This is a genomic window from Nocardia crassostreae, from assembly GCF_001613405.1.
Taxonomy (GTDB): Bacteria; Actinomycetota; Actinomycetes; order Mycobacteriales; family Mycobacteriaceae; genus Nocardia; species Nocardia crassostreae.
The window spans coordinates 1-15170 of the sequence record NZ_BDCH01000006.1 but is presented as its reverse complement, the minus strand read 5'-3'; the positions used below and the strand labels follow the sequence as shown (position 1 = coordinate 15170).

Below are 15170 nucleotides of genomic sequence, written 5' to 3'. Positions count from 1 at the left end.
AGTCGGGAGGGGCAGCAGCAGGCACAGCACCCGACCTTATCTAATAGCCGTCGCGTTGCGACGGGAACCTGCCGCCGACCCCGGTTTCCGTGGTGTCAGAGGTATTGCCCGCTGCCGCTGGAACCGCCCTGCTGCCGGGGGTCGGACTGGCTCGCGCCCGGGGGGAGGGCTTGGCGCATTTGTTCCAGCTGTGCACGAGCCGCCATCTGCTGAGCGAACAGGGCGGTCTGGATGCCGTGGAACAGCCCCTCGAGCCAGCCGACCAGTTGGGCCTGGGCAATGCGCAGTTCCGCATCGGAGGGGATCTGGTCGTCGGTGAAGGGCAAGGCCAGCCGCTCGAGCTCGTCGCGCAGCTCCGGGGCGAGGCCCTGTTCGAGTTCGCGAATGGAGGTCTTGTGTATCTCGCGCAGCCGGGTGTGGCTGGCATCGTCGAGGGGTGCGTGGCGGACCTCTTCGAGCAACTGCTTGATCATGGTGCCGATGCGCATGACCTTCGCCGGTTGCTCGACCATATCGGCGAGGGACTCCTCCCGTTCGCCGGTTTCGCCGGAATTCTCCTCGCCGACAACCTGTCCGGTGAACTCCTGCGGCTCCCCGCCGATCTGCGCCGCGGGCGGGATGATCAGCGGTTTACCCTCCGGACCGAATACGACAATGGATTCGGGTGCGCCATCCGATTGCGTCATGTACCCCATCATTCCGTGCCACCTGCGATCGCGCTAAGCGGCCTCGCTTCGCGAACCGAGCAAACACTCCCTACCGTTACCGCGGGTTGCCCCTTCCCTTTAGAGTGGCCAGCATGACTTACGACGTCGCAAGGGTGCGGGGCCTCATACCGTCCCTAGGCGACGGCTGGATCCACCTCGACCCGCAGGCGGGCATGCTGGTCCCGGATTCGGTATCACGGGCCGTCTCAACGGGTTTCCGGACCTCCGCCAATACGCACACCAACCGGCACGGCGCGGCCAAGCGCAGCGCCGCCATTCTGGAGGCCGCGCGCGAGGCGGTCGCGGATCTGGTGGGCGGCGATCCGGCCGGTGTGGTGCTGGGTCCCGACCGGGCGGTGCTGCTGGCCTGGCTCGCCGAGTCGCTGAGCTCCCGGCTGGGTCTGGGCACCGGGATCGTGCTGTCGCGCCTGGATGACGAGGCCAATGTCGCGCCGTGGCTGCGCATCGCGAATCGCTATGGCGCACACGTGCGCTGGGCCGAGGTCGAGATCGAGACCTGCGAAATGCCCGCCTGGCAGTTCGAGGAGCTCATCGGCCCCACCGCCCGTTTGGTCGCCTTGACCGCCGCCTCCCCGATCGTCGGCTCCGCCCCCGCCGTGCGGGTGGCCGCCGATCGCGTGCACGAGGTCGGCGGTTTACTGGTCGCGGACTGCTTCGGCGCGGCGCCGTACGCGCTCATCGATATCGACGAACTCAATGCCGATGTGATCGCGCTGAGCGCACCCGCCTGGGGCGGACCGCAAATCGGCGCGCTGGTCTTCCGCGATCCGGCGTTTCTGGACCGCATTCCGTCCATGTCGCTCAATCCCTATGCCAAGGGCGCCGAGCGCCTGGAGGTGGGCGGTCACCAGTACGCGCTGCTGGCGGGCCTGACCACCTCCGTCGACTATCTGGTCGGACTCGACGAACGCGCCACCGGCACCCGGCGCGAACGCCTGGAAATGTCGATCACCTCGCTGCAGGACTATCACGATCAGCTCTTCGAGCATTTGATGTCGGTGCTCGACACCATTCCGAATCTGACCGTGATCGGCCGCGCCTCCACCCGCATTCCGACGGTCAGCTTCACCATCTCGGGCATGCAGGCGGAGAAGGTCTCGGCCAAGCTGGCCGATGCCCGCATCGGCACGCTGAGCGGATCGCACGGCGGCAGCCGCCTGCTCGACGCGCTGGGCGTGAACGACGAGGGCGGGGCCGTCACCATCGGTCTCGCGCCCTACACAACGAAATTCGAGATCGATCAGCTCGGCCGCGCCCTCACGGCGCTGGAAACCTAGACGTCGCGGATCCGCAGGATCACCTTGCCGACCGAGTCGGCGGAGTCCAGCAACCGATGCGCCGCCGCCACCTCGGCGACGGGCAGTTCGGCGGACACCACCGGCACCACGGCGCCGTCCGAGATCAGCGGCCACAGGTGGCGGCGCAGCTCGGCAATGATCTCCGCCTTGGAGCCCCGCCCGGTCTCCGGCCGCCGCCGCAGATTGGTGGCGTGAATGCTGCCGCGTTTGCCCAGCAGCGCAGCCAGATTCAATTCGGCCGTGACCCCGCCCTGCATACCGATGATCACCAGCTGCCCGTCATCGGCCAGCGCCTCGACATTGCGGGCCAGGTAGGCCGCGCCCATATTGTCGAAAATGATGTCCGCGCCATTGTTCTCGGCCTTCAGCACCGACACGAAGTCCTCGTCCCGGTAATTGATCACGATGCTCGCGCCCAATTCCCGGCAGCGCTCCAGCTTGCCCTGCGAACCCGCGGTCACCGCCACCCGCGCGCCCAGGCTCACCGCCACCTGAATCGCATGCGTGCCGATACCGCTGCCGCCGCCGTGAATCAGCAGCAACTGGCCGCTGTGCAGTCCGGCCGTCATCACCAGATTCGACCAGACGGTCGCCGCCACCTCCGGAAGCGCCGCCGCCGCAGCGAGATCCAGGCCCTCCGGCACCGGCAGCAGCTGGGTGGCGGGCACCAGCACCCGCTCCGCGTACCCGCCGCCCGACAGCAGGGCGCACACCCGATCCCCCGGCTGCCAATCCCGTACGCCCGGACCGACTTCCGCGATGACACCGGAGCATTCCAGCCCCAGGATCTCGCTCGCCCCCGGCGGCGGCGGATAGAAACCCTGCCGTTGCAGCAGGTCGGCGCGGTTCACCCCGGCCGCGACCACATCGATCACCGCCTCGCCCGGACCAGGTGCGGGCAGATCGGGCGCCTGCGCCCAGGACATGACTTCTGGTCCACCGAAACCGTCGAGTGTCACCGCATACATGAAAGCGAGCGTACGACGCGCATTCACCGATTACTGTCAGGTCGTCCTGGGCGGCCGCACAGCATCCTGTCAGCTTCGCCGGGCATCGTGAGTTTCGAAAGGAGTTCCCATGATCACCTTCCTGACCATTCTCGCCGCCATGATCGTGCTGACCGCAATGGCCATTTCCGGCTTCGTCGCCGACGAGTCCCCGCGCGCCCTGGTGCGCGTGCGCAGCCGCCGTCGCTGAAATCGGTCACCGCCGAAAAGAACGTCCGACCCACCCCATGCCGGGAGCGAAAGCACTAGCGTCTCCGGCATGAGCAGTTTCGCCGATTACCAGCACGAGATCTATTTCTCCGGCCTCGCGGGAAACGTTCCTTCGCTACCGATGACGGCGGCGGGACTGGAAGCGCGGGCTCGGGAAGTCCTGGAACCGGCGGCCTTCAACTACGTGGCGGGCAGCGCCTCGGCGGAACGCACTGCCGCGGCCAATACCGCCGCCTTCGAGAAATACCGGCTGCTGCCCCGCATGCTGCGCGGCGCCAGCGGACCCGGCGCCCGCGATCTGTCGATCGAGGTGCTCGGAACCCGGCTCGCCGCACCGGTTCTCACCGCACCCGTCGGGGTGCTCGGCCTGCTGCACGAGCGCGGGGAAGCCATTGTGGCCGAGGTGACCCGGGAACTCGGCATCGGCATGGAGTTGTCCACCGCCGCCTCCACCACCATCGAGGAGGCGGGCGCGGTCGCGGGCGACTGGTGGTATCAGCTGTATTGGCCCAATGATGTGGAATTGGCCCGCTCCTTCGTCGAGCGCGCCGAAAAGTCCGGCGCCAAGGCCATTGTCGTGACCGTCGACACCCCGAGCCTGGGCTGGCGGCCGCGCGATCTGGAGCTCGCGCACCTGCCGTTCCTGCACGGCAAGGGGATTGCCAACTACCTGTCCGATCCGGTCTTCCGCGCCAAACTCGCCGCCCCGCCCGAGGAGAGCGAGGACGCCCTGCGCATGGCCATCCTCACCTGGGCCGGAATGTTCGGCAATCACGCTCTGCGCCCCGCCGATATCGCCCGCCTGCGCGATTGGACCGAACTGCCCATCGCGGTCAAGGGCGTCCTGCATCCCGACGATGCCCGCCAGTGCGTGGACGCCGGGGCGGACGCGGTGGTGGTCAGCAATCACGGCGGCCGCCAGGTGGACAGCGCGGTCGCGGCCCTGGACGCCCTGCCCACCATTGTCGCCACCGTCGGCGATCGCGCCGATGTGCTCTTCGATTCCGGCATCCGCTCCGGTTCCGATGTCATGATCGCGCTCTCCCTCGGCTCCAAGGCCGTGCTCTACGGCCGCCCCTGGGCCTACGGTCTCGGCATCGCGGGCCGTGACGGCGTGCGCCACGCCCTGCGCTGTCTGCTCGCGGATTTCGATGCGGCCATGGGACTTTCGGGCTGCGCCACGCTGTCGGACCTGAGCCGCACCATGATCTCCTCCTTCCGCTGACCGGTTTCTCCGCTCGGCCGGGTTCGCGGCTACTGCCCAGTTAGAATGTGGTTCGTGGCTGTCGAATCCGGCGGGCGCTTCGCGACCGAACCGAGGTGGCTCACCCCGGAACAGCAACGTGCGTGGCGGGCCTACATGGATGGCAGCCAGCGCCTCATGGCCGATCTCAATCGCCAGTTGCAGCGCGACAGCGATCTCTCCTTCGCCGACTACCGCATTCTCGTGAAACTCTCCGAGGCGCCCGGCCGCGCCCTGCGCATGAGCGATCTGGCCGACGGCGTACTGTCCTCCCGCAGCCGCCTCACCCATCAGATCCGGCGCATGGAGGCACAGCAGATGGTCCGCCGCACCGCCTGCGAGGACGACGGCCGCGGCGTGCTGGCCCAGCTCACCGAGGAGGGCATGCGCCGATTACGCGCGGCGGCCCCCGGCCATGTCGCCGCCGTCCGCCGTTACTTCATCGATCTGCTCACCCCGCAGCAACTCGCCGCCGTGGCCGCCGCCCTGGACCTGGTGAACCTGGCCTCCGACCACCGCGCCGGGGCCAGGCCCGAACCCGGCCTCGACGGGCGCGGCGAATAGCCCGGACGGCCGTACGGAACAGCCGGAGCGGGGCGGATCACCCGTCGGCTAATATCAGACGCCTGGAAGCGTGGCAGAGCGGCCGAATGCACTCGCCTTGAAAGCGAGCGTCGCGAGAGCGACCGGGGGTTCAAATCCCTCCGCTTCCACCAAATCATCACGGTGAGGGTGTGTTTCGTGCGCAGTTGGATCGGTATGGGAATCGCCGTCCTGGCACTGCACATTCTGGGCTGGGGCACCCTGCTGCTGTTCGTGGTGCCCGGGCAGTACCAGGTGCAGGGCGCGGTCTTCGGGGTCGGGCTGGGCGTCACCGCCTACACCCTCGGCATGCGGCACGCCTTCGACGCCGATCACATCGCCGCCATCGACAACACCACCCGCAAACTGGTGGCCGAGAACGGGCGCGACAAGACCCACACCGTCGGGTTCTGGTTCGCGCTCGGGCATTCCACCATCGTCTTCGTCATGGTCGCGCTGCTGGCCTTCGGCGTGCGCGCCCTGGCCGGATCGCTGGAGGACGAGAGCCCGCCCCTGCACACCTGGACCGGGCTCTGGGGTACCAGCGTGTCCGGCACCTTCCTCATCGCCATCGGCCTGCTGAACCTGGTGTCGCTCATCGGCATCTGGAAAGTGTTCCGCCGCATGCGCGGTGGCGAGCTGAACGAGGCGCAGCTGGAGAAGCAACTCGACGAACGCGGCCTGCTCAACCGAGTCCTCGGCCCGGTGGTGCGGTTGGTCCGCAAACCCTGGCAGATGTACCCCGTCGGGGTCCTGTTCGGCCTGGGCTTCGACACCGTCACCGAGGTGGGACTGCTCGTGATCGCGGGTGGCGCCGCCGCGACCGGCCTGCCCTGGTACTCGATTCTGGTTCTGCCCGTGCTGTTCTCGGCCGGTATGGCGCTGTTCGACTCCCTCGACGGCTCCTTCATGAGCTACGCCTACGACTGGGCCTTCGCCCGCCCGGTCCGCAAGATCTACTACAACCTGATCGTCACCGGGCTCTCGGTGGCCGTGGCCCTGCTCATCGGCGTGCAGGAGATCATCTCCATTTTCGTCGAAAAACTGGACATCACTTCGGGTTTCGTAGCCTGGATCGGCAACCTGGACCTCGGCGACCTCGGCTTCATCATCGTCGGCCTCTTCGTCCTCACCTGGGCCGTCGCCATCGCCGTCTGGCGCCTCACCGATGTCGAGGCGCGCTGGGAACGAGACCTGGCCGTCGACTGACCGCGGGTCAGCCGACGAATCGCGCGATGACCGCCGGGTCGGTGGCGAAGGCGAGGAACTGGTCGTTCTCGTGCGGGTCACCGGCGGTGACGCGGACGCCGTCGGTGCCGTAGGGGCGGACCAGGACACCGGCTTCGGCGCTGGCTTCGCCGCATTCGAGGCTGCGGTCGCCGAGGGGGAGCCAGATGAAGTTGGTCTGGCTGGGGGGAACCGTGTAGCCCGCGTCCAGGAGGGCGGTGCGCATGCGGTCGCGTTCGGCGATGACGGCGTCGGTGCGCTCCAGGAGTTCGTGGCGGGCCTCGAGGGAGGCGATGGCGGCGGCCTGGGCGACCTTGTTGACGCTGAAGGGGATGTGGACCTTCATGAGGGCGGTGATCACGTCGGGGTGGCCGATCGCGTAGCCGACACGCAGCCCCGCCAGACCGTAGGCCTTCGAGAAGGTGCGCAGGACAAGGACATTCGGGCGGGTGCGGCCGAGTTCGACGCCATTCGGGTGGTCGTCGGCGGGCAGCCGCAGGTATTCGTAGTAGGCCTCGTCGAGCACGATCAGCACGTTCGAGGGGACCACGTCCAGGAAGCGGACGATCTCCGCCTTGGTTCGTGCGGTACCGGTCGGGTTGTTCGGGTTGCAGACGAAGACGACCCGGGTGTTCGGGGTGATCGCGGCCGCGAGCGCGTCCAGATCGTGGGCGAATTCATCATCCAGCGGCACCGTGACCGCCGTCGCGCCGCCGACCCGGGTGACGATCGGGTACGCCTCGAAGGAGCGCCACGCGAACAGCACCTCGTCGGTGGGTGCGAGGCAGGTGATCTGCACCAGTTCCTGGCACAGCGCCACGCTGCCGCAGCCGACGGTCACGTTCTCCAGTGCCACGCCGGTGAAATCCGCTATGGCGGTACGCAATTCGATGGCGGCATTATCGGGATACCGGTTGACCGTCTCGGCGGCCTCCGCGATCGCCTTGGCCACCGACGGTAGCGGCGGAAAAGTTGTCTCGTTGCTGGCCAGCTTGACCGCGCCGGGGTGGCTGCGGCCGACCACGTACGCGGGGATGGCGTCCAGATCCGGTCGAATATGCGCACTCACCCCTCCACCCTATGTGGAACCGGTCATATGGATGCTGGGTGGTGTCACCGGGTTTGCCGAAAGTGGTCGAGTCGTCGGAAAGTTTCCGGCGCTCACCGGAAAATCTCCGGAAGGAGGTCGTCCCCGAAAAGATTTATCCCGACTTTACCTAGCGCAACTAGTCTGGCTCTATGTCGGGCGTTTACCGCGATCTAGCACCTGTGCACGACACCACCAGGGTCCCCCTCACCGTGATCGAACCCGACGGTCACACCCGCGGCGGCATCGTGGTCCTGCACGAATCACGTGAATTCACCGAGCCATTGCTGGAACTCATGCGCTCGCTGGCCGAGGACGGGTGGACCGTATTGGCCCCCGACCTGTTTCATCGCTCCAATGGCGTCGCACCCGATCGGGTTTTCGGCGCCGAACTCTTCGCCGACTTCGACGCCTGCTTCGACTGGCTCACCGGACACGGCGTCTTCCGCGACTGCATCGGCGTGCTCGGCTTCGATTCGGCCGGCACCGCCGCCGCCCTGGTCGCGACCAACAGCCGCATCGGCGCGGCCGTCAGCGTGGCCTGCCCCGGCATCGAATCCGCGCTCACCCCACAGGCAATCGACCTCATGACGGCGGTCCGCGATCTGAAAGCCCCCTGGCTGGGCCTGTTCGGCGCCGACGATCCGCGCACCCCGCCCGACCAGGTCGACCGCCTCCGCGAGGCCGCCGCCCGCGCCGATGTGGCGACCCTCGTCGTCACCTATCCGGGCCTGCACCACCGCCCCGACCATCCGGGCTTCGATCCGGCCGCCCTGGACGACGCCTGCGTCGTCGACGCCCAGACCCGCATCTTCGATTGGTTCGACAGTCACCTGCGCTGACCAGCCGTTTTGCCTATTGGTCGGTCGCTGTGTAATCTTTCGTCCCGGCGGTTCGAAAGGACTGGTGCCCTCGGAAGAGAAGGCTCCAGGAGGCGTGCCAGAGCGGCCGAATGGGACTCACTGCTAATGAGTTGTCCCTTCACGGGGACCGGAGGTTCAAATCCTCTCGCCTCCGCCAAACCCGGTACGCCGGGTACAACAAGTGAATAGCCCTGCGCCCGTAGCTCAACGGATAGAGCATCTGACTACGGATCAGAAGGTTGGGAGTTCGAGTCTCTCCGGGCGCGCAGCAAGAGCCTCCTGACCAGGCAATTTCGGTCAGGGGGCTCTTAGTGCAATCGCTGCACTGGACTTTCACCAAGAAAAGGCCAAAAATTAGCTACCGAACATTTTGCCTGTTGGCTGATGCCAGAACCACCTCCAGCAAGACCGATTCAAGTCCAGTGTCTGCTTATGATCCTGTACGCGGTTGGCATGCGGGTCCCAGCGACCCCGGCCCCGCACCCGTCGACTGTGAGATTAATCTCGCAACGATATTGTCCTGGTCTATCACCGGCTGCGCGAGATCCTCACTGCGATGAGGCCCGACCATTGGCCTCCTGCGCACCAGCTAGCCTTCGAAGGTGATGGACACGCTGCACCGCCCACTACTCTTCCTCGACGTTGACGGACCGCTCATACCCTTCGGTGAGACACTCACAAGTGCACGGCTGAGTTCCCCGCGCGGCCAAGAACGGCAAGATGGGCCGAACCCGCTCATGGCATGGCTCGACCCTGACCTGGGACCGCTGTTGTCGAGCTTGTCCTGCGAGCTGGTGTGGGCCACGACCTGGGGACAAGAAGCCAACGATTCCCTCGGTTCAGTGCTGGGCTTGCCCACATTGGCGGTAGTGGAATGGCCGGACAGGTCCGATGATCGAGTCGACGAATGGTTCGGATTGCACTGGAAGACCCGCACATTGGTCGAATGGGCCGCCGGACGGCCATTCATCTGGATCGGCGACGAGATCAGCGACAGGGACCGGGAGTGGGTAACGGAACAGCACCGGAGCCAAAGTCTCCTACATCGCGTAGACTCGCGAATCGGCGTGCGGTGCAGTGACTTTGCGATGTTGGCAGATTGGCTCGCCATGGTCATGCCCCGACCACGGTGACACACCACCTGACGGTCGACCACGGCACACGATGGTCGCAGCACCTTGCACCTTCCGGTGACCGGAACCCGCGCGGGGGAGACATCTCGCCTCGAGAGGCTCACGGACTGACTGGCTGCGACAGGCATAGGCGGCCGCAGCCCGAGGAACAGGTCCGACTCGACGAGGCCCATAACGCATCGCGGAAACCAATTTCATCTGGATCGATGACCTTGTTCAGTCCGAACCACGTGATTACCCGCGCCATCCATCCGGCCTCGATTGGCACCAGGCCGATGGTCTGGTGCCAATCGAGGGTGCGGATCCAAGCTCGACCAGCGGGTTGTCGCCCCTTGATCCAGGCTCGGCAATTTCAGGCCATTACGCTCTCATCACCACCATATTCTCCGAACGCTCTGGTGTTGCAATGAGAACGCTGGGTTCCTCCGTGGAACCATCATGATCGTCAACCCAGTAAAGTGCTCCGGCAAGCACATAGCCGAGTCCATCCTCTCCGCGCAAGGCATAGAGATTCCGGTTGCCCAGCTCGCATTTCAGGAATCGGCGAAACTTTTCAACCTCGACCTCATCGGCGAGCGATATCTCCAGGGGAATAAAACTTTCCATTAGCGCCAGAGTGGCAACATTCTTGAATAGAATATCAACGACTGAATCGTGTCTCAAGGTCTGACCTCGATGATAACCACCCCTGCCACTACGAAGAAGTAATTGAGCATGACTTTCTACGTAGCTCAGATGAAATTTTCGATCAAATCTAACCGGCAGCTGGCCTTGGGTAATGTTCATTCAATCCTCTTAAATCCAAGTCGAGCACGTCCTCGAAGTCCTATTTATATGGATTCTTTATTGGTTTCTGATTCTCGTAGAAGTCAACTCTATCAAGCACCCCCAAACGGCTGAGTTCCGCCAGTTCCCACTGTGTCGCAGTAGCAGTATTGAATTTGGTAGCCAGTTGCGCAGTCTCCAGGATCGTAGCGTAGTCGCCTCCCGGCAGGCCGTCGAGAGCGAACGATATTTTCATATTGCGATCACCTCCCGCCCGACGCACGCCAGCAGCTGTCACTTGCGCTTTCCAGTCGGCAGCATCCAACAGCGTCCGACCACCCAGTTTGGCAGCTAATTCTTCCAGACCGTAGTGCCGATTTCCAAGCACCAGGTGATCACGGGGAGTTTCGCCGCCCGAAGGTCCTGGCTGGTCGGTAACCTTGTCGATCACCACGGCCCCTGCCAATATTCCTGTTCCAACGGCAAGTGCAGCAGCCCCACCTTCAATGATGGCGGGTATAGCAGGGATCACCAGCACGCACATCGGGCATTTACCCGTAAGATCGGTCGAATTGACAGGGTCGCCGTTGACGTAGTCGTAGCTATTGGCAGAACCACCGAGAACTGGATCGACTTGGAGGAATCTGCCCAAGATCGGCAGGTAGGTACGGGCTCCCATCTCGATAGCTTGTTGGCTGGCGATGTGTTCGATCGGGACGGTGTGCTGGCCGAGCCAGCCGAAGTCCATGCCGCCTTCCGCGGTGGCCGGAATCGCGATGTCACCGCTGGTGCCGGTGATGGGGTCGATGTTTTGGCCGAAAGGGTCGTACAGATGGATGGTTCCGGTGCGGATCGCGGCACCATCTGCGGTGATCAAGATGTCACCATGGATGTTGGGATAGGACCAGTTCGTCGCGGCAGGTTGCGATTGCGAGTCGTAATTCTTGGTGAGCACGACGCCACCGGCAAGCTTCAATACGCGCTGTCGCAGGTTCCCGCCGCCGTCGAGTACGAAGTCAGGACCACCGGAGTCGGAGGTGAACCCGTAGCGAGTCACCTGTGCAGGGTTGGTGTTGTCAGTGACCGTTCGCACGATGATGCGGTCATTGATATCGCGCGTATATTTGACCGTCCGACCTGTCTCAGTCGTGGTGGATACATGCCGGAGGTTGGAGTCGTAGCCGAGGATGTCGGCGCCGACTTTGGTTGCGTTGCCGTAATTGTCGTAGGTGAGCGACATGTTGGTCGCTCCGCTCGTGGACAGCAACCTATCAGCGTCGTCGTAGCAGTAGATGGTAGTAACTGCCGGCGCCCCGTTTAAACTGTCAGTGGACGCGGTGCGGTTGGTGTTCAGTCCCGCGTTCTTGTTCGGCCCACAACCGTTGTCGCTGTCGAAGCTGTAGGTCAACCGGTGGAACGGTATATCGGCCGCGACCAGCCGTCCGACACCGTCGTAGGTGTAGGCGAAGTCGTAGCGACTGTCAGGATTGGCGGTATCAGTGATCCTTTCGCCGATGATGCGTTGATCTTGGGAGCGTGTCACCTCGCTGGTGACCGTCGAATCGGTTACCTTCCAGGACAAGCCAACGGTTGAGCCGGCGTCGTTGTGGGTGATCGCGAGGTCGGACCCGTTTCCGTATCCGACGCCTGTCAGGACGCCCGCGATGTAGCTGGAGGTAGCTACTGTCGCACCATCCAGTTCGAGACGGCTCAGGCGAGATGCGTTATCCCAGTGGAAGTTCAGAGTCGAAGTGGCGCCTTTAATCGTGGTTTTCTCGCTGACCTTCCTGCCGGCGACATCATATTCGGAGATTGTGACGGTGCCGTTGGCGTCGGTGTACGAGGTGACCTGTCCTAGCAGATCGATCACGGTGGTGGTCGTTCCGCTTCCGTCGCTGACGGCTTGTTTCGTCGGGTCTCCGCCGACGGCATAGTCGTAGATGAGGGTGCGGGCAGGTTGGTCGCCCATTGCCGGGAACAACTTCTTGGTGATGCGACCACGAGCGTCGTAGCTGACGCACGACCATGGCTCGTTGTCGGTGCGCGCGGCGACGACCCGTCCTGCGGTGTCGTACACCGTCTCGACGATGTTCGTCGCCTCGTCCGAGCTCTTTGCTCCACGAACGGTTTTGGCCATGCCGCCTTGGTTGGCTGCGGGTGAGTTCGTTTCGCAGGGGTTCGCGCGGGTTTCGTTGTCCGCGTAGTAGGTGGTGGTGCCGCGCTTGTCGGGGTTAGCGAGGTCACCGGCCGGCAATGCTGCAGCCAGTGTGCGTAGGTATCCTTCGCCGAGCTTTTCGTACAGGGTGCGGCCGGTGAGGTTGAGCCCGCCCGGATCGCCGGTGGTGGATACCGCCAGCCCGAACACCGGGTCGATGCCGTTGTTCGGATCCGAATAGTTGATCGCAAGCTCCGTCGCCGGCGCGCGCGCCGCCTCACCGTTGGGGGTGTTGTCGGTGACCTTGCTGGTTTCGAGGCCGTAGCGGGGGCGGAGGTCAGCACCCGGCACCGTCACAGCAGTGCCGGAACCTGGTGGGGTCCAGGTGAAGTCGAGTGCACCCGAGATGCCGCTGCGGTTGTAGTAATCGATACGGATCCGATGCCAGCTCCCGGCAGCAGCGTTGTTGTAGGAGCGCGTGACTCTGGTGCTGGCTTTGTCGGTCCAGCTGTCGATGATCAACACGTCGTCGATCCACAGGCGGACACCGTCGACGACGGTGAAGCCGAGTTTGTATTCGCCGGTGTCGGGGAATCTGACTTCTCCGGTGAACCTGCCCGACCAGCCGTCGTCGTTGGAGACCGGTGGGGTCGAGCCCCAAATCCGTTGCAGGCTGCCGTCGGTGGTGCCGACACCGGTTACCCATTCCTTCGGGGCGCCTGAGGTGTATGGGTTGTCGTAGAAGGCGGCCTCTAGCCCGGCAAGGTTTTCGTCGTATTCCTTGTGGGAGTGCGGCATGGTTTCCGCGCAGTCCGGCTTCGGTAGTTGCCCCTTGAAGCAGGCCGCCGGTGCCGGACCGTACTCATCGGTCGGCCGGTCGGCATGGTCGTAGAGCACCGTCGTACGCCGGCCGGTCGTATCGACCGTCGCTGTCAGCTGATCCTTCGTGTTCCATTCGGTGCGAACGGTATCTCCGACCGCGTCGGTCGAGGTCAGTTCACGTCCAGCCTCGTCCCAGGTGATGGTGCGGTCTGGTGGTGATCCGAATCCGCCAGTCCCAAGAATGTCGACCGTCGATCGCCGCGCAGCCAGATCATAGGTGTACTGGTGTACAGGCCGGTTGCCCAGAGCACCACCGTCGGAGGACGGCCCGGTCACCGCGATTGCGCGGTAGCGGCCCGGCAGGCCGGGCTCTTCGATCATGTTTCGGTACTGGATGGCTGTGAAGGCAATGGCCTGAGACGGGAACTGCTGCCTCGCGGTCCAGTCATGTCCAAGGTTGCCGAGGACCAGGCTCAGCGGCCCGATGCCGGCGAGCAGTTTCTGTCGCTTGATGGGGTCGTTGGTCTTGTTGTATTTCTTCTTGACGTCAGCGAAGTCGACATAGTTGAAGTCTTGGATGGCCGCGCCGGAATTCTCGATCCGCCCCAGCACGTTCAATGCGTACCACAAACGGGTTTCGGTGCCGTCCCAGTAGGTGATACGGCACAACTGCTGTGCTGGAGCCGAGTTGGCGCCTGCAGGCATCGATGCCCCGCCGTAGCAACTGTTGCTGTTGTCGGTGTTGTAGTGCAGCTTGTGCGAACGTCCCGAGACCGGATCGACGATCTCGGTCAGCCGCGAGGGGGAACCGCTGTACCGGTACTGCAGCGACGCGGGCTTCTTGCTGTCGAGAACCGTTGATACCTCGGCCAGCGTGCCGTCGGAGTTGAACAGTGTGACAACGCCGTTCTCGGTCACCGAGAGCCGGCCTTTGGCATCGAATGCGACAACGCCGTCTCGGCCTGGCGGCGGGGTATACCCGCCGGACGTGCGAGCCCAGCTGTGTTTGCCGCCCGCGCCATCGGTGAGCACGACCGCCCCGTCGAGCATGGCGGCGTGGGTGTAGCCGCTGGCCCGCACCGACAGTGTCCAACCGGCGGGCAATGGCGGCGGGTCGGCGGGGTAGAGCCATTGCGCCGAAACAATCTGCGGCGCCAGGTTCTGCCCGCCGAAGATGCCACCCTGGCTGCTCTTGACCCACAGCACCATCGCCGGCGGTTTGGCCGAGTGGTGAGACAACTCGACCTTCAGCGAAATCCGCTGGCCGGCAGTCAACGTCACCTTCTCGCCACTATTCGACTCGAAGAACCCCGAAGTGATGGGATCCCTGGCCTCAAGGTTGGCGTAGAGCAGCTTGTCGCCGACCCAGACCTTCGCACCGTCAACGTGCTCGCCGGCGAAGCGATAGTCGCCGGTGACGGGTGCCTCGAACTGCGCCTCCCACCGAATCACGTACCAGTCGTCTACCAGCCCGGGAGGTAGTGGGTCCCTATTGGTTTCGTCGTTCCACTTGTTTCCCCAATGCAGGTCGACCTGGGTTTCGGTGCGCACCAGCACCGGAGTGTTGTCGGGCGTGCCGTTGTGATCGGAATCGTTAAAGTACGACGCTCGTACACCGCGCGGTGTTCCTTGGCGCGAGTTGTACGCCAGCGCCACACCCGCGGGCCCACCCAACGTCGAGAAGGCCGGGCCCGACGCGTTGTAGCGGACGTTGCCATTGAACAGGTTCACCGTCACGGGTCCGAGAGAATCGGTCGGTGTCAGACCCGGATCACCCAAACGCTGATCGATGGTGAAATGACCAACCCAGCTCACCGGCGTCGCCGTCTCCGCGCCCGGAAGCGCGATCTCGACCGTCCATGTGTAACGACCACCGTCTTGCAGGGCATGCCGCGGCACCGCCCATTTCGGCTCCGACAAACACCCGGACTGAGCCACGCTGCCGGTCCGGCCATCAAATCCAGTCGACACCTTGAAGCAATACTTCGTCCCGGCCGGCACCGCACCACTAGCCGCGACCTGCAGCGTCGGTGTCTCGGTCGTCAGAACG

Annotated in this window: 10 protein-coding genes and 3 tRNA genes; 8 read left to right on the top strand and 5 right to left on the bottom strand. The window is 64.4% G+C overall.

Annotation, left to right across the window (positions count from 1 at the left end; all coding sequences use genetic code 11):
• Positions 1-95 precede the first annotated feature (95 nt).
• Entirely contained in the window at positions 96-686 is a 591-nt protein-coding gene (locus NC4_RS03045; protein WP_067532348.1) for a bacterial proteasome activator family protein, read from the bottom strand.
• 113 nt (positions 687-799) lie between these two features.
• Between NC4_RS03045 and NC4_RS03040 the strand changes: the two genes are divergently transcribed.
• Positions 800-2005: a cysteine desulfurase-like protein gene (locus NC4_RS03040; RefSeq protein WP_067532346.1), complete on the top strand. Its 1206-nt coding sequence runs from the start codon at positions 800-802 to the stop codon at positions 2003-2005.
• Here the strand turns inward: NC4_RS03040 and NC4_RS03035 are convergent.
• On the bottom strand, positions 2002-2994 hold the full coding sequence (locus NC4_RS03035; RefSeq protein WP_067531945.1) for an NAD(P)H-quinone oxidoreductase: 993 nt from the start codon (positions 2992-2994) through the stop codon (positions 2002-2004). The two genes, NC4_RS03040 and NC4_RS03035, sit on opposite strands and share 4 nt — an antisense overlap.
• Before the next feature lie 298 nt (positions 2995-3292).
• Here NC4_RS03035 and NC4_RS03030 point away from each other — a divergent pair, with 298 nt between their 5' ends.
• From NC4_RS03030 to nicT, 4 genes are all read left to right on the top strand, one after another.
• Positions 3293-4468 (top strand): alpha-hydroxy-acid oxidizing protein, encoded by a 1176-nt coding sequence (locus tag NC4_RS03030; protein WP_067531943.1) that lies wholly within the window; start codon positions 3293-3295, stop codon positions 4466-4468.
• A gap of 135 nt (positions 4469-4603) precedes the next feature.
• Entirely contained in the window at positions 4604-5050 is a 447-nt protein-coding gene (locus tag NC4_RS03025) for a MarR family winged helix-turn-helix transcriptional regulator (protein ID WP_174566823.1), read from the top strand.
• Positions 5051-5114: 64 nt separating this feature from the next.
• Positions 5115-5202: transfer RNA gene (locus tag NC4_RS03020), tRNA-Ser, on the top strand.
• A 43-nt stretch (positions 5203-5245) separates the two neighbouring features.
• Positions 5246-6277 (top strand): Nickel transporter NicT, encoded by a 1032-nt coding sequence (nicT, locus tag NC4_RS03015; protein ID WP_067531939.1) that lies wholly within the window; start codon positions 5246-5248, stop codon positions 6275-6277.
• A gap of 7 nt (positions 6278-6284) precedes the next feature.
• Here the strand turns inward: nicT and hisC are convergent, their stop codons facing one another.
• On the bottom strand, positions 6285-7364 hold the full coding sequence (gene hisC / locus NC4_RS03010) for a histidinol-phosphate transaminase (RefSeq protein WP_067531937.1): 1080 nt from the start codon (positions 7362-7364) through the stop codon (positions 6285-6287).
• 170 nt (positions 7365-7534) lie between these two features.
• Between hisC and NC4_RS03005 the strand changes: the two genes are divergently transcribed.
• The 3 genes from NC4_RS03005 (at position 7535) to NC4_RS02995 (ending at position 8511) form a co-directional block, all read left to right on the top strand.
• A complete protein-coding gene (locus NC4_RS03005) occupies positions 7535-8224 on the top strand; it encodes a dienelactone hydrolase family protein (protein ID WP_067531935.1) in 690 nt (229 codons plus the stop codon).
• 88 nt (positions 8225-8312) lie between these two features.
• A tRNA-Ser gene (locus tag NC4_RS03000) sits at positions 8313-8402 on the top strand.
• A gap of 36 nt (positions 8403-8438) precedes the next feature.
• Positions 8439-8511 (top strand) — tRNA-Arg (locus tag NC4_RS02995).
• Positions 8512-9738: 1227 nt separating this feature from the next.
• Here NC4_RS02995 and NC4_RS39905 read toward each other — a convergent pair.
• Together NC4_RS39905 and NC4_RS02985 are read right to left on the bottom strand one after the other, a co-directional pair.
• The gene (locus NC4_RS39905) at positions 9739-10164 is read right to left on the bottom strand and encodes a hypothetical protein (RefSeq protein ID WP_157554186.1); all 426 of its coding nucleotides are present in this window, start codon (positions 10162-10164) and stop codon (positions 9739-9741) included.
• A 40-nt stretch (positions 10165-10204) separates the two neighbouring features.
• Positions 10205-14935, bottom strand: coding sequence for a PA14 domain-containing protein (locus tag NC4_RS02985; RefSeq protein WP_218020894.1), 4731 nt, complete (start codon positions 14933-14935; stop codon positions 10205-10207).
• Positions 14936-15170 lie beyond the last annotated feature (235 nt).

Coding starts and splice junctions, on each gene's coding strand:
- NC4_RS03045 (WP_067532348.1), bottom strand. CDS start 686: ATGACGCAATCGGATGGCGCACCCGAATCCATTGTCGTATTCGGTCCG.
- NC4_RS03040 (WP_067532346.1), top strand. CDS start 800: ATGACTTACGACGTCGCAAGGGTGCGGGGCCTCATACCGTCCCTAGGC.
- NC4_RS03035 (WP_067531945.1), bottom strand. CDS start 2,994: ATGTATGCGGTGACACTCGACGGTTTCGGTGGACCAGAAGTCATGTCC.
- NC4_RS03030 (WP_067531943.1), top strand. CDS start 3,293: ATGAGCAGTTTCGCCGATTACCAGCACGAGATCTATTTCTCCGGCCTC.
- NC4_RS03025 (WP_174566823.1), top strand. CDS start 4,604: ATGGATGGCAGCCAGCGCCTCATGGCCGATCTCAATCGCCAGTTGCAG.
- nicT (WP_067531939.1), top strand. CDS start 5,246: ATGGGAATCGCCGTCCTGGCACTGCACATTCTGGGCTGGGGCACCCTG.
- NC4_RS03005 (WP_067531935.1), top strand. CDS start 7,535: ATGTCGGGCGTTTACCGCGATCTAGCACCTGTGCACGACACCACCAGG.
- NC4_RS39905 (WP_157554186.1), bottom strand. CDS start 10,164: ATGAACATTACCCAAGGCCAGCTGCCGGTTAGATTTGATCGAAAATTT.